Origin of the sequence: Pseudorhodobacter sp. W20_MBD10_FR17 (assembly GCF_052119765.1) — a bacterium.
Taxonomy (GTDB): Bacteria; Pseudomonadota; Alphaproteobacteria; order Rhodobacterales; family Rhodobacteraceae; genus Pseudorhodobacter.
This window is the reverse complement of the sequence record NZ_JBGQOQ010000008.1, coordinates 99075-117987: the sequence shown is the minus strand read 5'-3', so window position 1 is coordinate 117987 and position 18913 is coordinate 99075. Positions and strand designations below refer to the sequence as shown.

At 58.5% G+C, this 18913-nt stretch carries 15 protein-coding genes; 10 read left to right on the top strand and 5 right to left on the bottom strand.

What is annotated here, in order from left to right:
- Positions 1-103 precede the first annotated feature (103 nt).
- The 9 genes from ACEN2J_RS07570 to ACEN2J_RS07530 all read left to right on the top strand — a co-directional run bounded on the left by ACEN2J_RS07570 (position 104) and on the right by ACEN2J_RS07530 (position 9151).
- The gene (locus ACEN2J_RS07570; RefSeq protein WP_442104614.1) at positions 104-1594 is read left to right on the top strand and encodes a replicative DNA helicase; all 1491 of its coding nucleotides are present in this window, start codon (positions 104-106) and stop codon (positions 1592-1594) included.
- Between the two features lie 218 nt (positions 1595-1812).
- Entirely contained in the window at positions 1813-2868 is a 1056-nt protein-coding gene (gene alr / locus ACEN2J_RS07565; protein ID WP_442104613.1) for an alanine racemase, read from the top strand.
- An 84-nt stretch (positions 2869-2952) separates the two neighbouring features.
- Complete coding sequence (locus tag ACEN2J_RS07560) at positions 2953-3324, top strand: hypothetical protein (RefSeq protein ID WP_442104611.1); 372 nt, start codon at positions 2953-2955, stop codon at positions 3322-3324.
- A 212-nt stretch (positions 3325-3536) separates the two neighbouring features.
- Entirely contained in the window at positions 3537-4280 is a 744-nt protein-coding gene (locus ACEN2J_RS07555; RefSeq protein ID WP_442104610.1) for a DNA repair protein, read from the top strand.
- Positions 4281-4351: 71 nt separating this feature from the next.
- Entirely contained in the window at positions 4352-4786 is a 435-nt protein-coding gene (locus tag ACEN2J_RS07550; RefSeq protein WP_442104608.1) for a paraquat-inducible protein A, read from the top strand.
- An 87-nt stretch (positions 4787-4873) separates the two neighbouring features.
- The gene (gene radA, locus ACEN2J_RS07545) at positions 4874-6232 is read left to right on the top strand and encodes a DNA repair protein RadA (protein WP_442104606.1); all 1359 of its coding nucleotides are present in this window, start codon (positions 4874-4876) and stop codon (positions 6230-6232) included.
- Positions 6233-6253: 21 nt separating this feature from the next.
- Positions 6254-6853 carry a CvpA family protein gene (locus tag ACEN2J_RS07540; protein WP_442104605.1) on the top strand — a complete coding sequence of 200 codons (600 nt, stop codon included), beginning with the start codon at positions 6254-6256 and terminating at the stop codon, positions 6851-6853.
- Between the two features lie 89 nt (positions 6854-6942).
- Positions 6943-8406, top strand: coding sequence for an amidophosphoribosyltransferase (gene purF / locus ACEN2J_RS07535; protein WP_442104603.1), 1464 nt, complete (start codon positions 6943-6945; stop codon positions 8404-8406).
- A 91-nt stretch (positions 8407-8497) separates the two neighbouring features.
- Positions 8498-9151 carry an SDR family NAD(P)-dependent oxidoreductase gene (locus ACEN2J_RS07530; RefSeq protein WP_442104601.1) on the top strand — a complete coding sequence of 218 codons (654 nt, stop codon included), beginning with the start codon at positions 8498-8500 and terminating at the stop codon, positions 9149-9151.
- A 3-nt stretch (positions 9152-9154) separates the two neighbouring features.
- On the opposite strand, the gene ACEN2J_RS07525 is transcribed toward ACEN2J_RS07530, so the two are convergent.
- From ACEN2J_RS07525 to ACEN2J_RS07510, 4 genes are all read right to left on the bottom strand, one after another.
- On the bottom strand, positions 9155-10057 hold the full coding sequence (locus ACEN2J_RS07525; RefSeq protein ID WP_442104600.1) for an NAD(P)-dependent oxidoreductase: 903 nt from the start codon (positions 10055-10057) through the stop codon (positions 9155-9157).
- Complete coding sequence (locus tag ACEN2J_RS07520; RefSeq protein ID WP_442104599.1) at positions 10054-11484, bottom strand: aldehyde dehydrogenase family protein; 1431 nt, start codon at positions 11482-11484, stop codon at positions 10054-10056. The genes ACEN2J_RS07525 and ACEN2J_RS07520 overlap by 4 nt, the downstream gene beginning before the upstream one ends.
- 7 nt (positions 11485-11491) lie before the next feature.
- A complete protein-coding gene (locus ACEN2J_RS07515; protein ID WP_442104597.1) occupies positions 11492-13051 on the bottom strand; it encodes a trimethylamine methyltransferase family protein in 1560 nt (519 codons plus the stop codon).
- A gap of 103 nt (positions 13052-13154) precedes the next feature.
- Positions 13155-15593, bottom strand: a complete 2439-nt coding sequence (locus ACEN2J_RS07510; protein ID WP_442104595.1) for a GcvT family protein — start codon at positions 15591-15593, stop codon at positions 13155-13157.
- Positions 15594-15782: 189 nt separating this feature from the next.
- Here ACEN2J_RS07510 and ACEN2J_RS07505 point away from each other — a divergent pair, with 189 nt between their 5' ends.
- Positions 15783-16337, top strand: a complete 555-nt coding sequence (locus ACEN2J_RS07505) for a helix-turn-helix domain-containing protein (protein ID WP_442104593.1) — start codon at positions 15783-15785, stop codon at positions 16335-16337.
- Positions 16338-16344: 7 nt separating this feature from the next.
- Here the strand turns inward: ACEN2J_RS07505 and ACEN2J_RS07500 are convergent, their stop codons facing one another.
- A complete protein-coding gene (locus ACEN2J_RS07500; protein WP_442104591.1) occupies positions 16345-18783 on the bottom strand; it encodes a GcvT family protein in 2439 nt (812 codons plus the stop codon).
- Positions 18784-18913: the final 130 nt, after the last annotated feature.

Below are 18913 nucleotides of genomic sequence, written 5' to 3'. Positions count from 1 at the left end.
CGTTATCCACAGGGTTATCCCGCCTGTTATCCACCACGCCATGGGGGTTTCTGTCGGTTTGAACCTAGGCTAAAAGACAAGCCGGACAACCAAGGGGTCAGCTATGAATGAGGTCGCACCGATCAAACAATCACTTCCGGCGCAAGCTGAAGGCGACGTTATGCCCCATAACATCGAGGCGGAGCAGCAATTACTCGGCGCGATTCTGACGAACAATGATGTCTACGACCGAATCTCTAGCCTTGTGAAAGCCGAGCATTTCTACGATCCGGTCCACAACCGCATATTTGAAATCGCCGCCGCCCGCATTCAGAAAAACGCCCTTGCCTCTCCGGTCACGCTGAAAGCGTTTCTTGAGGATGACGCAGGCCTTAAGGAACTTGGCGGGCCTTCCTACCTTGCCCGCCTTGCTGGTGCCGCGATCTCCAGCTTTGCCGCGCGCGACTACGCACAGATGCTGTATGACCTTGCCGTCCGCCGCGAGCTGATCGGCCTTGGCCGTGATATCGCCGCCAAAGCTGCCAAGGTTGAGGTGGCGTCCGAGCCGAAAGAACAAATCATCGAGGCCGAACAACGGCTTTACAAGCTGGGCGAACAAGGCGTTGCTGAACGCGGTTTTCAAAGCTTTCTCAAGGCGGTAACCGAAGCCGTCAACAGCGCCAACGCCGCCTATCAGCGCGAAGGCGGGCTGGCGGGCATCTCGACCGGCCTGATTGATCTTGATAAAAAGCTTGGCGGTTTGCACCCGTCGGATTTGCTCATCCTTGCGGGGCGTCCGTCGATGGGCAAAACCTCGCTCGCCACCAATATCGCGTTTAACGTGGCCAAAGCCTACAAGCGCGGCCGCCTGCCCGATGGCACCGAGGGTGCGACCGAAGGCGGCGTGGTCGGCTTTTACAGCTTGGAAATGAGCGCCGAACAGCTCGCCGCGCGTATCTTGTCCGAGGCGTCCGAGGTTCCCTCTGAGCAAATCCGCCGCGGCGACATGACCGAGCAAGAATTCCGCCGCTTTGTTGAGGCCGCCAAAAGTCTTGAGGCCTGCCCGCTCTATATCGACGACACCCCCGCTTTGCCGATTTCACAGGTTGCCGCCCGCGCCCGCCGCCTCAAACGCACCCACGGGCTGGATGTGCTGATTATCGACTACCTTCAGCTGCTGAAAGGCTCGTCCAAAGAAAGCCGCGTCCAAGAGGTGTCGGAAATTACCCAAGGCCTGAAAGCGATTGCCAAGGAATTGCACATCCCCGTGATTGCCCTGTCCCAGCTGTCGCGTAACGTCGAATCCCGCGAAGACAAGCGCCCGCAACTCAGCGACCTCCGCGAATCCGGCTCGATTGAGCAAGACGCCGATGTGGTCATGTTCGTTTATCGCGATGAATATTATAAAGAACGCGAAAAGCCGGGCGACCATGAGCTGGAAAAAATGGCGCAATGGCAATCGGTTATGGAAAGCGTGCATGGCAAGGCCGAGGTTATCATCGGCAAGCAACGCCACGGCCCCATCGGCTCGGTCGAGCTCAGCTTTGAAGGCCGCTTCACCCGCTTTGGCAACCTCGTCAAAGCGTGGCAAGAGGGCAGCGACAACGGCTACTAACCGCCAACACCCGGTTTCATCTTGGCCCAAATACCTACCAGCCGCCCCCAAGCACAGCATGAAAAGGCGCGACACACCGTTAACACATCTCCACGTCAGTGCCGCGCGCGGGGGGCCTCAATGACACCAAGCGCGGCGGCACCATCGCATCGGCAGCAAAACCCGTCGAAATCACGAAACCCACTTGACCTAACACCACAAGAAGTCAAAACAACGCCATGGCCACAGCAACTCTCTCCATCGACCTCGACGCAATTGCCGCCAACTGGCGCGCGCTAGACCGTTTATCAGGGGCCAGCACCCAAACCGGTGCTGTGGTCAAAGCCGATGGCTACGGCCTCGGCTCTGGGCGCGTGGCCCGCGCATTGGCCCATGCCGGCGCGCGGCGTTTCTTTGTCGCCTGCTCCGAGGAAGGTGCTTCGGTCCGCCAAGCGCTTGGCGAAGGCCCGCAAATCTCTATCTTTTCCGGCCATATGGCGGGCGACACCGATATGATCCATGATCTGGATCTTACGCCCATGCTCAACTCGATCGATCAAATCACCCGCCATCTTGAATCTCTGCCCGGCCATTCTTTTGGCATCCAGCTTGATACCGGCATGAACCGCCTCGGCATGGAACAGGGCGAATGGGAGGCCGTTGCTGCATTGGTCCTGAATGCTGGCCCCGAATTGATTATGAGTCACCTTGCCTGCGCGGATGACCCTGCGCATGAAATGAACGCCGCCCAACTGGCCGAGTTTCACGCGATGACCGATGGCCTTGATGTGCCGCGCTCGCTTGCCGCCACGGGGGGCATTTTGCTTGGACCCGAATATCACTTTGACTTGACCCGCCCCGGCATCGGCCTTTACGGCGGGCTGCCGTTTGAGACCTGTGCGCCCACCGTCGCGCTGTCTTTGCCGGTCATCCAAACCCGCGAATTGGCGATTGGCGAAACCGTGGGATACAGTTGCGCGTGGGTGGCCGAGGCCCCAAGCCTGATTGCCACCGTCGCAGGCGGCTATGCCGATGGCCTGCTGCGCACCCTTGGCAACCGTGCCGTGCTTTGGGCGGGCGATGTGCCCTGCCCCGTGGTCGGCCGGGTGTCGATGGATGCGATTACCGTTGATATTTCTCATTTGGAACAGATACCGCGCAAGCTTGATATCCTCGGGCCACATCAAACCATCGATGATTTGGCCGAGGCTGGCGATACAATCGGCTATGAAATTCTGACCGGTTTGGGCGCACGCTATGCCCGCCGTTATATCGAAGGCACAGGGCGCAGCTAACCAAAGCCTATTTCCGACGAAAGGTTTTCCCCAAATGCAACGGCCACCGGCACAAGCGCGCCCCAAACCCTACGGGACGTGGTAATGGCCGAGGGACAAGCCGTTATGATTTGGTTTATCGGCTCTGGCATTGCCTGCATGCTGTTTTTGGCTTGGGCCGCGATTGTTGGCTTGGGCGAAGGGCGGCACCGCGCCTTGGCTATGACGCTTTTGCTGTTAACCGGTGCTTTGGCATTTATGCCCAGCAGCTTGATGCAATTCCAACAAAAATTCGTTTTCTCCTACGCACAAGACCTGTTCATTGGCGCAAGCCTCTGCCTTTTTGCGGCAATAATTGTACTGTGGAAACTGCGCCACGACCCGCTCGTCCGGCGCAGCGCTGATCTGGGAATCGCTGCATGCCTAAACCTCTGGCTCGCGCTATTGGCAACGCTGACGCCGTTTTCCTTTTTCTAATGCCTTAAAAATACAACCCTTTGGCGAACCTTGTTGCTGAAATCGAAACAATGCAGTGCATGCGGCATGGATTGCAGCAAAATCCGGACGTTTTTCCATTTTACCGTTGATTTACAGTACAGTTTACGCCTGTTTGGCGGAATATTGGCTATACTCGGGGGGGTATTATTTTCATCCAACAGCAATCGCTGTTGCGTCATATGCAGCATGCGATGCAAGTGATCAGCCATGTCATTCTGATCGGCGCCACCATCGCGATGGTATCGGTCAGTGTGGCAGCAGTTTTTGGCGCCCTGCCTTGGCCCGAGCTTTCGCTGCGCTGGGGGGGGCAGTATATCCCCTCGGCAGGCATGTATGGACAGCTTGGCATGACCGCATTCCTTATTATGGTGTGCTTTTTCCTGCCCGCAAATACCCGCATGGCCCGGCTGGAACGGTCGCACCGCGCGTTCCAGGTTTCGATGGATGACGTGCGCCGCGCCTATGAGGTGGTTCACAACGCCGACCGCCGCTCGGTTTTTTCCCTGTCGTCGGAGTTTGAAGACATGCGCAAACGGATGGAGTATTTGCGCAAACATCCCGACCTGTCGCATCTGGAACCCGAGCTGTTGGAAATCGCGGCACAGATGAGCCATCAATCCCGCGACCTTGCACGGATCTATTCTATTGAACGGGTTGAGCGTGCCAAAACATTCATCAAGCAGCGCCAAGAAGAGGTCGCCCAAACCCAAGAGCGCCTGAAACTGGCCCGCACCACCTGCGATGAAATCCGTCAATGGATTGCTGATATAGAGTCGGGCGAGCGCGAAAACAGCAAAGGCATGCGTGCGCTGGAAAATGACCTGCGCGATATATTGCCAACGCTGGGCTATGATGTCGAAGGCATGCGCGAGGCCAATATCGTGGCCATGCCCAAACACCCCACCCACCCCTCTATCGGACCGCAAAAACAATAGCGGCAGCTTGACGCGCCGCACCACAGCCGCCAAGTTGCCGCGCAAGATCAAAGGCCAAGGTGGTAAAAGAAGTGCGGTATGTCCTAATTGCGGTAAACTTGGCGCTGCTGGTTCTGTTTCCGCTGTCTTGGTTTGCCCCGCTGCTTCGTGCAGGCCTGCTGCCATTCTTTGATCTGTCCGAAATATCGGTTGTCTCGGGCCTACAGGCGCTTTGGCAAAAGGATGTTGGTTTGGCGCTGGTGGTTACGGTCTTTGCAATCTTTGCGCCCTATCTGAAAACAATCGGGCTGGCGCTGATGCAGTTTCACCTGCTGTCCCCCCGCATGGCACCCGCCCTGCATATCTTGGGCAAGCTGGCGATGGCCGATATATTCCTGATCGCGCTCTATATTATTTTGATCAAAGGCATCGGGCTGGCGCGGGTTGAAACGGCGTGGGGGCTGTATTTGTTCACTGGCTGCGTTCTGGCCTCGCTAACGGTTTCCATCTTCGGCGCAAAACGCTAGGGCAATACCCGACTTTTATTCGAAAATTCGCAAGCCCGAGTATCGCAAACAGCTTGCGCCTTTGGTCCCATCGTTGCATCAAGGCATATGGCAAAATCATCCTCGGCCTTCACCTGCACATCCTGCGGCGCCGCCCATAAAAAATGGGCTGGGCGTTGCGAATCCTGTGGTGCTTGGAATTCGGTTATTGAAGAGGCCCCGCTGTCCGCTGGCCCCAAATCGCTTGGCGGTAAGGGACGCACAATCGCCCTCACCGATCTCGCAACCCAATCCGCCCCACCCCGCCGCGCCACCTCTGGCATGGACGAATTCGACCGCGTTTTGGGCGGCGGATTGGTCGAGGCATCGGCGATTTTGGTTGGCGGCGATCCCGGCATCGGCAAATCAACGCTATTGCTGCAAGCCACTGCTGCCTTTGCCCGCAACGGCGTGAAATCCATGTATATCTCGGGCGAAGAGGCCACGGCCCAAGTTCAGATGCGCGCGCAGCGTCTGGGCCTTGCCGACTCGCCGGTTATTTTAGGGGCCGAAACCAACCTGCGCGATATTCTGACAACGCTTGATGCCGAACGCCCGGGCCTCTGCATCATCGATTCCATTCAAACCATGTGGCTTGATACGGTCGATTCCGCCCCCGGATCGGTTAGCCAAGTCCGTTCAGCCGCGCATGAGCTGGTGACATTCGCCAAAAAGCGCGGCGTGGCGATTATTCTGGTCGGCCACGTCACCAAAGACGGCCAAATCGCAGGCCCGCGCGTGGTCGAACATATGGTCGATACGGTTCTCTATTTTGAGGGCGAGCGCGGCCACCATTTTCGCATCTTGCGCGCGGTCAAAAACCGCTTTGGCCCTGCCGCCGAAATCGGCGTGTTTGAGATGACGGGCGACGGGCTGGCCCAAGTCACCAACCCTTCGGCACTGTTTCTATCAGACCGCGACAAGCCCGCCCCCGGCTCGGCTGTGTTCGCAGGGATTGAAGGCACGCGCCCTGTGCTGACCGAAATTCAGGCCCTCGTCTCGCCCTCCCCCCTCGGCACCCCGCGCCGCACGGTTGTTGGCCTCGACTCGGGCCGCCTATCGACCATTCTTGCGGTGCTAGAGGCACGCTGCGGCATCCCCTTTGCGGGGCTTGATGTGTACCTGAATGTGGCCGGCGGGATGCGCGTTTCCGAACCTGCCGCCGATTTGGCCGTCGCCGCTGCCCTGCTTTCGGCGCGCGAAGATGTTGCAATTCCGCCAGATATGGTTCTTTTCGGCGAAATCAGCCTGTCTGGGGCACTGCGTCCCGTCTCTCAGACCGAAAACCGGTTGAAAGAGGCGATGAAACTTGGTTTCACACAGGCAATCGCGCCGTCTCGGTCCAAAATGGCCGGGGTTGAAGGCATGGCAGTACGCCAAATGCCCGACCTGACGGCGTTCGTAGGCGAAATTTTCGGGGCTGGCTAAACGCCCCAAAAGGAGACGGCAATGGAAGGCTTTACCATGATCGACGGTGTGGTTGCACTCGTCATCGTACTCTCGGCGGTGCTGGCATATTCGCGCGGCTTGGTCCGCGAAGCGCTGGCGATTGCCGGATGGGCGGGGGCTGCGGTGCTGGCCTATGCCTTTGCCTCGCAGGCGCAACCCTTGGTCAAAGAACTGCCTGTGGTTGGTAAATTTCTGGCCGATAGCTGCGAGTTGTCGATCATCGCATCCTTCGCGGCCGTGTTCGCGATCGGCCTCGTGATAGCCGCTCTGTTCTCGCCGCTCCTATCCTCATTGGTGCAGCGCTCCATCCTTGGCGGCCTGGACCAAGGGCTTGGCTTTTTGTTTGGCGTGGTGCGCGGTGTACTTTTGGTCGCCGTGGCCTTTATCGTCTATGACAAGGCCGTAGGCTCTAACACCATGCCAATGGTGGATAATTCACGCTCGGCCAAGGTGTTTGCCTCATTCCAAACCAATATCGATGAAACCATTCCATCGGATGCGCCCGGCTGGATCGTTCAGCGCTATGAGGCCCTGACAGGCGATTGCGGCGCACCGGCAACCGCCGTCACCCCAACAACGGCCCCTGCAGCAGGCAACTGACGCCTTTTTGCCAGATCAAGGCGTGACACTCGCTAACAGAGAGACTACACGGGGGGCATCAATTGCCCCCCTCGGATTCGGAGCCTGCCATGCGCCCATTCCTCGCCCACCCGTTTGACAGCGACAAGCTGCATGAAGAATGCGGTGTCTTTGGTGTCATCGGTATGGCCGATGCGTCAAGCTTTGTGGCCCTCGGCCTTCACGCCCTGCAACATCGCGGCCAAGAGGCGGGCGGCATCGTCACCCATGATCCCCAAGCAGGCTTTTGTTCAGCACGCCGCTTTGGCTATGTCCGTGATAACTTTACCAAAGCTGACGTCATGCAAACCCTGCCGGGCACCATCGGCATCGGCCATGTGCGCTATTCGACCGCAGGGTCAAAAGGCGCCACCGCGATCCGCGATGTGCAGCCGTTCTTTGGCGAATTTTCCATGGGCGGTTCGGCGATTGCCCATAACGGCAACATCACCAACGCATTGGCTCTGCGCAAAGAACTGATCGAGCGTGGCTCGATTTTTCAATCGTCCTCTGACAGCGAATGCATCATCCACCTGATGGCGCGTTCTATGGGCCGCAACATCCCCGACCGCATGGAAGAGGCGCTGCGCAAAGTCGAAGGCGCGTTCTCGGTTGTCGCGATGACCCGCACCAAACTGATGGGCGTGCGTGACCCGCTGGGCGTCCGCCCGCTGGTCTTGGGCAAGCTGGGCGATGGCTGGGCGCTGTCCTCGGAAACCTGCGCACTTGATATCATCGGCGCCGAGTTTGTGCGTGAAATTGAGCCGGGCGAAATGGTCGTCATTTCGGAAAAAGAGGGAGTTCAAAGCCACTTCCCGTTCCGCCGCATGAAACCGCGTGGCTGTATCTTTGAACAAGTGTATTTCTCGCGCCCCGATTCCATTCTCGGCGGCCGATCTATCTATGAAACCCGCCGTCAAATCGGCGTGGAACTGGCGCGTGAGGCTCCGGTTGAGGCCGATCTCGTTTGCCCTGTGCCCGATAGCGGCACCCCTGCGGCGATCGGCTATTCCCAAGAATCCGGCATCCCCTATGCGATGGGCATCATCCGCAACCAATATATGGGCCGCACGTTTATTGAGCCGTCCGAGCAAATCCGCAACATGGGTGTGCGTCTGAAACTCAACGTGAACCGCGCGCTGATCAAAGGTAAACGGGTCATTCTGGTGGACGATTCCGTAGTCCGTGGTACCACCTCGCGCAAGATCAAAGATATGATCTTGGACGCAGGTGCCGCCGAGGTTCACTTCCGCATCGCTTCTCCGCCCACTGCATGGCCCTGCTTTTACGGCGTTGACACGCCCGAACGCTCCAAGCTCCTCGCCGCCACTATGTCAGAGGAAGAAATGCGCGATTGGATCGGCGTCGATAGCCTGAAATTCGTCTCGCTTGACGGGCTTTACCGCGCCGCGGGCGAGGTAAAGGGCCGCAATGCCAAAGAGCCGCAATATTGCGACGCGTGCTTCTCGGGCGAATACCCAATCGCCCCGTCCGATATGATCGAAAAAGGATTTGAGATGAAGGCGGCGGAATAAGCCCCTTCCATCGGCACTATCATCTGTTTAAAAATATCCCCGCCGGAGGCTCTGCCGGCGGCCACAGTCACCGCGCTGCAAGGAAACGACCATGACCCAAAAAATCGCCCTCGTCACCGGTGCATCGCGTGGCCTTGGTGCTGCAATGGCCGAAGAACTGGCCGTACAAGGCTGGCATGTCGTTGCCGTTGCCCGTACCACTGGCGGGTTGGAAGAGGTCGATGACCGCGCCAAAGCTGCGGGCGCCACGGATGGCCTGACGCTGGCCCCGATGGACATCACGAATGATGACGCGATGCGCCATCTGTGCCGGTCAATCTTTGATCGCTGGGGCGGCATTGATCTTTGGATTCACGCAGCTATCCATGCAGCCCCAATGGCCCCTGCAGGCCATATCGACATCAAAGATTGGGATAAATCAGTCGCCATCAACCTGCGCGCCACTGGCACATTGATCCCGATGGTCGAGCCTTTGCTGCGCACCCGCCAAGGTGGGACCGCGCTGTTTTTGGATGATCCCCGCGCGGGCCTGTCCTTCTTTGGCGCCTATGGCGCCACCAAAGCGGGGCAAACCGCCCTCGCCCGCTCTTGGGCGGCCGAGACGGTTAAAACCGGCCCTAAAGTTTATGTCGCTACGCCCGCGCCAATGGCAACCGCCACCCGCGCGCGCTTTTTCCCCGGCGAAGATCGCGCCAGCCTTGCAGCCCCATTGGCCGAGGCAAAGCGCATCTTGGCCGCACTGTAACGATTACTCTAACCGCGCAGGAAATCCTTCGGCGCGCAGGTCGGTACCCAGCAAATCTTCTAGCAGCTTGGCAATCATCGGTGATTGCGCCTCTCCGCCATAGGCCGCTTTCGCTGCGATATAGGTCTGGTTGGTCATGCTGGCCAAATCCAGCGGCACGCCAAATTCTTTGCCAAATCCCAGCGCAAAGCCCAGATCCTTTAGCGCAAGGTCCACATTGAACGCCACATCATAAGACCCGTTCAAAATCAACGCGCCCTCCGTTTCATGCACAAAGCTGTTGCCCGAAGATGCCGCAATCGCCGCATGCGACTGTGCCAAATCAAGCCCCCCGCGTTTTGCCAGCATCAATGCCTCTGACGTCGCCTTCAGGTGAATAAACGCCAACATATTCGTGATCACCTTGATGATCGACGCGGCTCCCAAGGGCCCCATATGGAAAATTTTGTCGCCCATCGCCTGCATCGCGGGCAAGTGCAGCTCATACAAATCCTTGTCGCCGCCCGCCAGCATGGTAATCTTGCCTTGGGCCGCCAAATGCACGCCGCCGGTCACCGGCAGCTCCATCATCTTCACGCCGGCCTCAGCCGCCACAGCGCCCAGCCGCAACACATCTTCACGGCTTAAGGTCGACATCTCAACCCAGCTTGTGCCCGGCTTCATCACTGGCAAAATGCCCCGCAACACCCGCTCAGATACCGCAGGCGACGGCAAACACGTGATCACGTGATCGACCGATGCCGCCAGCGCCTCGGCACTTGTCGCAAGCGTGGCCCCCTGTGCGACCAAGCGTTCGGCCAGCTTTGCATTCAGGTCAAACACCGTCACTTGCATGCCTGCTTTCAACAAACACGCCGCACAGTTTGCGCCCAAATTCCCAAGCCCGATATAGCCGTAATGCGTCATTCCCCGTACCCCACAATTGCCTTGGTTTCGCAAAAATCATGAATGCCCCAATCGGCATATTCACGGCCATTGCCCGATTGTTTATAGCCGCCAAAGGGGGCGAACGTGTCCCATTCCGGCCCGTTCACATTCACTTGCCCCGCCATCAGGCGCCGTGCCACAGCGCGCGCCTCAGTCAACTCGCCCTGCACATAGGCGGCAAGCCCGTAGACGGTGTCATTGGCCATCGCAACCGCCTGATCGACCGTGTCATAAGACAACATCACCAGAACCGGCCCAAAAATTTCCTCACGCTCCACCACCATCCCCGGCATCACATTGCCAAAGACGGTAGGCTGCGCATAATGCCCACGGTTCATCCCATCAGGCCGCCCAAGGCCGCCGGTCAAAACCGTAGCGCCCTCTTCAATCCCCGCCGCAATCAGCTCTTGCACCTTGTCATATTGCGCACGGTTGACCAAAGGCCCCATGGTCACGGCCTCATCCGCCGTGTCGCCGATTACGGCAGCAGTGGCCGCATCCTGCGCGGCCTTAAATGCCACCGCTTCCGATCCGCGCGGAATGAACATCCGTGTCGGCGCATCACAGCTTTGGCCAGTGTTGGCCATGCAGGCCTCTACCCCTTGGGCAACAGCCGCCGCAATATCAGCCGAGGGCAGGATGATATTGGCCGATTTCCCGCCCAATTCCTGCGCCACGCGTTTGACTGTTGGCGCCGCATTCAATGCCACCTGCACACCAGCGCGGGTCGATCCGGTAAAGCTAACCATATCCACATCCGGATGGCTGGAAAGCCGCGCCCCCACCTCGGGGCCAGTGCCGTTGACGAGGTTAAACACGCCCGCAGGCACGCCCGCCGCATCGCAAACCTCGGCCCAAATAATCCCCGATAAAGGCGCTATTTCCGAAGGCTTCAGTACCATCGTACAGCCCGCAGCGATTGCAGGGGCAACCTTGCAAACGATCTGGTTCATCGGCCAGTTCCACGGCGTGATCAGCGCGCAGACACCAATCCCTTCGCGGATAATCTGTGTCGCACCTCGGCTTTCTTCCCAAGGAAAAGCTTTGGCCGCGGCAATCGTGCTTTGCAAATGCACCTGCCCCGCCCAGACCTGCGCTTCGCGCGCCCAAGTGATGGGAGCGCCCATTTCCAACCGCATCGCTTGGGCAAAATCTTCGGCCCGCGCGTCATATTCTACCAGCAAGCGTTCCAACAATGCGATCCGTTCCGCCGGCGGAACACGGCTAAAACCATCAAAGGCCGCCCGCGCCGCAGCGATGGCCCGATCCGCATCCGCAACTGACCCCAGCGCAATCTCGGCGACCAACTCTTCTGTCGCCGGATTTTCCACACCCATCCGCTCGGTGCCCAATGGCGCGACCCAGCCACCATTAATGTAGAACTTTAGGTTATTCGCAGAAGCCATTGAATCCTCACTTAAAGTAGATTTTATACTTAGCCCTGATCATGGCATCTAATTCAGGCTCGATCAACCGTCCCGCCTTGGCCAAAATCGCGTTCTTGCGCGCAATCGCCTTGTCCAGCAACAACGGCTTGCCCGCTTCATTCCACTCTTTAGGCGACATACGGTTGGCAACATTCGGGTAAATATACTCGGTTTGCATCAGCTTCAAAGTCTGGTCCGACCCCAAATAATGCCCCGCGCCGCCCAGACAAACCTCTTTCATCGCGTCAAGGCTGGTGGTGTCTGGCGTCACATCGATACCCCGCACAAGCCGCATCGCTTGGCCCAACAGGTCATCGCCCAGCACAAGGCTTTCCAAGCAGAACCCCAGCAGTGATGCATGCATCCCCACCGCCTCATAGCACATGTTCAGCCCGGCAAGACCGGCAAGCGCGTTGGTAATCCCCTGCTCCCAGCCCGCCTGCATATCAGGCAGCTTGCTGTCAGAAATCCCCGACGCCGCACCGCCTGGCAGGTCATAGAACCGGTGCATCTGCGCGCAGCCCGCCGTCAGCAACGCTTGCTCGGCCGATCCGCCCGACATCGCCCCCGTCCGCAAATCCGACACGAATGGCCATGTGCCAAAAATACACGGCGCGCCTGGTTTAATCGCATTGGCATAGACCACACCGGCCAAACACTCGGCCACCGCCTGCACAATCGTCAGCGCAATCGGCGCGGGGCTCGTCGCCCCCGCTTGCCCTGCCGAGAGCAATAGCATCGGCATCCCGCGCCGAATGCAATCCTCCATCACGATGCAGCTTTCCTCGGCAAACTTCATCGGTGGCACAACAAAACAGTTCGAGTTGGACACAAACGGCCGCTCCAACCACTTCTCCTCGCCGCCCGCCACGGTATAGAGCAGGTCAAAACAAGGTGCGACATGGCTTGGGTCGCTAAACGAGGTCCCCACATGCTTGCGTGTCCCTGACAGGCAGCCATACAGCGTGTTAAGATCCATTTCCAAGTTGTCTGGGATGTCGCGGCACACCATCGTACGCTGATAAAAGTGAATATTATCAAGGTTATCCACCAATCGCGCAGCATCATACAAATCCTGCGCCGTACTCTCGCGGTAGTCCAAGGTAATCGGGTCTACGATGTGTACAGCGGCCCCCGCCGTGCCAAAATGCACCTTACTGCCTGACAAATGCAAATCATGCTTTGGGTCGCGGGCATGCAACGTAATGTTACGCGCCGCAATCGCCAGCATATCCTCAACCAAGGCGCGCGGAAAGCGGATGCGCCCGTCATCGCCTTGAATGGCCCCCGCATCCGTTAGCAATTTCACCCCCGAAGGCGGCGCCTGAGACAGGCCGATCTGCTCCAAGGCCTGCAACGCACTCTCATGGATCTGCGCCACCCCCGCCTCAGTCAGCGGCTTATACTGCCCGCCCGACATGCCGCCCCGCACCGGCCGCTTATCCTCGGACAATGGTGCCGCCCGCAAAGCCACTCGGCTTGCCCGCCCACCAGCCCGTCCAGCGCGCGCACGCGCAGGCTCACAAACGTCACCAATCTCATCCATCCTGCCACCCTCTCATCTGTTCAAAAATATCCCACGGGGGTCTGGGGGTGTGAAACCCCCAGCTTTCGTCTTGGGTCTGGGGGGTGTGCCCCCCAAATCGTCCTCACATCCGTACACGTTCCGATTTTGGATCATACATCGGCGCCAGTGACGCATCCGCCGCAAACCGCTGGCCGGCCACCTCAATCTCATAGGTGGATGCCAAAACCTGCTCAACGCTCTCGCCGGCACAAGGCACATAGCCCAAGCCCACCGCTCCGCCCAAATGGTGCCCGTAATTGCCACTGGTGATCGGCCCGACAATCCGTCCGTCCCGCACAATCGCCTCATTGTGGTACAGCATAGGCATCGGGTCGCGCAGCTTGAACTGCACCATCCGCCGCGCCAGCCCCTCTTCGCGCTTGCGCAGCACCGCCTCACGCCCGATAAAATCGCCCTTGGCCGTTTTCACAGCAAAGCCAAGCCCTGCCTCCAGCACATGGTCTTCATCGGTAATATCATGGCCGAAATGGCGATAGCCTTTCTCGATCCGGCAGCTGTCCAGCACATGCAAACCGCAGAGCTTCAGGCCCTTGTCAGCCGCCTCCAACGCCTCAAACACATGCGCAGTTTGGTCTGCGGAAACATAGAGTTCCCAGCCCAACTCACCCACATAGGTCACACGGTGCGCGCGGGCGAGCCCCATGCCAATCTCAATTTCCCGAGCAGTGCCAAAGGGATGCGCCTCGTTGCTAAAGTCCGCGGGGCTAACCGCCTGCAACAGCTCGCGCGATTTCGGCCCCATCACACAGAGCACAGACTCAGCCGCCGTCACATCGGTAATTACGGCAAAGGCATCGCCCAGATGGCGGCGCAGCCAGGCCAGATCGCGCTGCAATGTCGCCCCCGGCACCACCATCAAATAGGCGGTCTCGGACAGGCGCGTCACGGTTAGATCGCTCTCAATCCCGCCGCGCGCATTCAACATCTGTGTGTAAACAATCCGCCCCGCAGGCACATCAACATCATTGGCACAAACCGATTGCAAGAACGCACAGGCATCGCGCCCCTCCACCCGGATTTTCCCGAATGAGGTCATGTCAAACAGGCCAACGCCCGTCCGCACGGCCTTATGCTCGGCCGCGGCATTGCCAAACCAGTTCTGCCGGCCCCAAGAATACTCGTATTCCCGCGCCTGGCCTTCATTGGCAAACCAGTTCGCCCGCTCCCAACCAGCAACCTCGCCAAACACCGCACCCCTTGCCTTCAGGTGTTCATGCAAGGGCGACCGCCGCACGCCACGGCTGGTCGCCATCTGCCGATAGGGGAAATGGTCGGCATAAAGCAAGCCCAAGGTCTCGGACACGCGCTCTTTCAGATACTTGCGGTTGCGTTGGAACGGCTGCGCGCGGCGAATATCCACCTCCCAAAGGTCAAACGGCGCCTCGCCTTCGGTGATCCAATGCGCCAAGGCCATCCCCGCGCCGCCAGATCCTGCGATCCCGACCGAGTTATAACCAGCGGCAACCCAATAGCCGCCCAGCTCGGGTGCTTCGCCCAGATAATAGCGATCATCGGGCGTAAAGCTTTCCGGCCCGTTGAAGAACGTATGAATCCCAGCGGATTGGAACAAAGGCATCCGTTCCATCGCCGACTCCAGAATAGGTTGGAAGTGGTCCCAATCTTCGGGCAACGTGTCAAACTCAAAGTCCTCACGAATACCGCCCATGCCCCACGGCTTTGCCTTGGGTTCAAACGCGCCAATCATCATTTTGCCCGCGTCTGACTTATAATAGGCACACTCGTCCGGCACGCGCAGCACCGGCAAATGCCCAAGGCCGGCAATCGGTTCGGTGATCAGATAAAAGTGTTCGCAGGCATGCAGCGGCAGTGTCACGCCGCTGTCCTCGGCCAAATCACGGCCCCACATGCCGCCGCAGTTGATCACCACATCCGCCGCGATATACCCCGGCTCGCCCTCGACCATATAGTCAACGCCCGTCACGCGGCCAGCGGCTTTGGTGACGCCCGTCACTTTGACACCCTCAAGCACCTTTGCTCCGCGCATCCGCGCGCCCTTGGCCAGCGCCATGGCGATATTGGCAGGGTCACACTGCCCGTCCAGCGGCAAATGCACCGCCCCCACGACGTCCGATACGTTCAAATGCGGGTACATCGCCTTTACTTCGGCGGGCGAGATTTCGGCGACATCCACGCCGAAAATCCGCGCGGTAGTCGCTTGGCGCAACAGCTCTTCATTCCGTGCTTGGGTCAATGCAACCGAGATCGACCCGACCTGCCGCATCCCCGTCGAAACACCGGTTTCCGCCTCCAGATTCACATACAGATCGGCCGAATACTTCGCCAAACGTGTCATATTAACCGAGCTACGCAACTGCCCGATCAGCCCCGCCGCATGCCATGTCGTGCCAGACGTCAACCGCTTGCGCTCTAACAGCACAATATCCGTCCATCCCGCCTTGGCCAAATGATAAGCAACCGAGCAGCCCGAAACGCCGCCCCCGATAATGACTGCACGCGCTGTTTTAGGGACCAAAGACATTAGAGACTCCATGTGAGATGAGATTGCTCATCAATGCGTCGCGTTAAATGAAATTTCAAACTGTTTTTTCATTTTTGTGGATTTATCCCGGAATAAATTCATGATGCCGTATGAAGCATCACAATTATTCAGCTTTAACCTTGCCCCCGCCCCCGTTTTTACTGCACTTTGACGCAAAGGAGATCGGGAATGAGCGAACAAGTCGGCCAAGATATACGCGCATTGCGCAAGGCGCGCGGGCTTACCCTGACGGCGCTGGCCGAAATAGTAGGACGCTCGGTCGGTTGGTTGAGCCAGGTCGAGCGCGGCCAAGCCATGCCCGCGATTCCAGACCTTGCGCGACTTGCCGAAACCCTTGGCGTCACGATCAGCTTTTTCTTTCGCTCGGCCAGCCGCAACCCCACCGAGCGCGGGTTGATCCAACGTGCCGCCGACAGAACCCCTATTGGCGACGCCACCCACGGTTTGGTCGAAGAATTGCTCTCGCCCGGTCTTGGCGGTAGTTTCGAAATGCTGAAATCCAGCTTTGCCCCAAAGGCGTACAGCAAAACCATCCAGCCCCGCCCCGAGCGCGAGGATGGCGGCCTGCTGCTGTCGGGCCAACTGGTCATAACGATCGAAGGTGAGGACTTCGCCCTTGAACCCGGCGACAGTTTTCAATTCGCTGGAAAGCCCTATGCGTGGAGCAACCCCGGCGACACGCCTGCCGTAGTGATCTGGGTTGTCTCGCCGCCGATTTATTAACATCCTGTTAGGCCCTGATCCGCGCATTTTCCGGGTCCCACATCGGCGCGTCTTCTTGCACTACAGCGCGGTGCCGCTCGCCAAAAATTTCCACTTCAAGCACCGTCCCGACCTCGGTCAAATCACTGCGCAACATCCCCAGCCCAATGCAGGCCCCAACACGGTGGCCAAAATAGCCACTGGTCACCTCACCCACCACCGTATCGCCGTGCCAGATTGTCGACATATACGGCGGGTCATAGTTACCCGCTTCAATCTTCAACGTCACAAACTGCTTGGTCACGCCGCGCTGCTGTTCCGCCGCAAGTGCTGCCTTGCCGCGGAAGTCATGCTCCCAATCAATGAAACGCCCCAAACCACCCTGCAACACGGTGTAATCGGTTGAAAGATCGCCCTTCCACGCGCGATAGCCCTTTTCGATCCGCAAGGAATTCAGTGCAAACATCCCGAAAGGCCGCAATCCCAAAGGCGTACCTGCCGCCATAACGGCATCCCAAACCACAGCCGTATCACCAACTTTGCTGTGAATTTCCCAGCCCAATTCGCCCGCAAAGGAAACCCGTGCCAACCACACTTGACGCCCTGCAATTTCTGCAAACTGATGCGTCAACCAGCCCTTCGTCAAATCAGCCCCGGTAATCCCCGCCAAAATCTCACGCGATTTCGGCCCGGTCAAAATCTGGCAAGACCAGTTTTCGGTTTCATCCGACAGGGTCAGCCCATAATCCAGATGCGTCAGCAACCACTCACGGTCATGCGCCTGCGCGCTCGCCGCTGTGATCAAGATAACCGTATCCTCGGCCATACGTGCAACCGACATCTCGGTCACAATCCGCCCCTTGTCATCGGCGAAATAGGCAAGGCCCATCCGCCCAACCTTTGGCACCTTGCCGGTGATCTGGAGGGCCAACCAGTCGGCCACGCCCGCGCCTTTGATCATAAAGCGTGAAAAGCCCGGCAAATCCAAAATGCCTGCGGCATCGCGCACCGCCTCACACTCGGCCTTAACCGCGCCGAACCACGCGCCTTCGCGCCTCCACGTCTGCGCTCCTGCATCGGACGTATCGTCGCCAGCCCGCGCATACCAATTCGCCCGTTCCCAGCCATTCGCAGCACCAAATTGTGCGCCCAGTGCGGCCACACGATCATGCACCGGTGACAGCTTTTGCCCCCGCCCCGCAGGCCAAGCGTAATGCGGGAAATGCATGCCATATTCATGGCCATACACTTCCATCCCCTTGGCGATACAGTAGTCTTCGGTCTCAAACCCGGTAAAACGGCGCGGATCGCAGGACCACATATCCCACTCGGTTGCACCCTCTGTCACCCATTCGGCCAGCACCTTGCCGGCCCCGCCAGCCTGACAAATCCCAAAGGTGAACACGCAGGCCTCAAACGCCTTTGGCACCCCCGGCATCGGCCCAATCAATGGGTTGCCATCTGGTGTATAAGGGATTGGCCCGTTGATCACCTTGGTCAAAGGTGCAGCGCCCAGCAACGGCACCCGCGCCATCGCATCCTCAATATGCCACTCCAGCCGCTCTAGATCGTCAGGGAATAGCTGAAAGCTAAAATCGGCAGGGAAAGGGTCGTCTTTGTTCACCCAATGCGCACGGCAATTTTGCTCATATGGCCCAAGGTTAAAGCCGTTCTTTTCCTGCCGCAGGTAATAGCTGCTGTCGACATCGCGAAGCAGCGGCAGTTTTTTGCCCGTCTCAGCCGAAAGGGCTGCGATTTCTGGCACCGTATCGAACAGCATGTATTGGTGGCTCATCACCATCATCGGCACGTCGCGGCCAAACATCTTGCCCACTTCCCGCGCGTAATAGCCCGCAGCGTTCACCACATATTCGCAGGTAATCTCACCCTTTTCGGTCACAATGACCCAAGCGTCGCCCTCACGCCGCACCGACGTTACAGGGCAAAACCGTTCAATGCGCGCGCCCATATTGCGTGCGCCCTTGGCCAGTGCTTGGGTCAACTGCGCCGGGTCGATATCGCCATCATTCGGGTCATACAGCGCCCCGCTCAGATCATGAGTCTCAAGAAAAGGATAGCGCGCCGAAATTTCATCAGGTGCCATAATCTCAAGGTCCATCCCCTGATAGCGCCCCATCCCCGCAACGCGCCGAAACTCGTCCAGCCGCTCGGCCGTATGGCCCAACCGCACCGACCCCGTGACATGATAGTTCATCGGATAGTCAACTTCGGCCCCAAGGCCACGGTACAGTTCGGCCGAATAGCGCTGCATGTTCATAATCGACCAAGAGCTTGAAAACGTGGGTACATTTCCCGCCGCGTGCCATGTAGAGCCCGCCGTCAGCTCGTTCTTTTCCAGCAAAACACAGTCGGTCCAGCCCGCCTTGGCCAAATGGTACAAACACGATGCCCCGACCGCGCCGCCACCAATAATCACCACCCGCGCGCTTGTCGGAAAACCAGCCATACCCAACCCCATCATCTGTTTCTAAATATCCCCGCCAGAAGCCCTAACGCCTGCCAAGCAGAGACCATGTTGCAAAAACTATCCTCCTATTTCACGGACCTTTCAATTCGACATTTCCGGCCCTATTAAT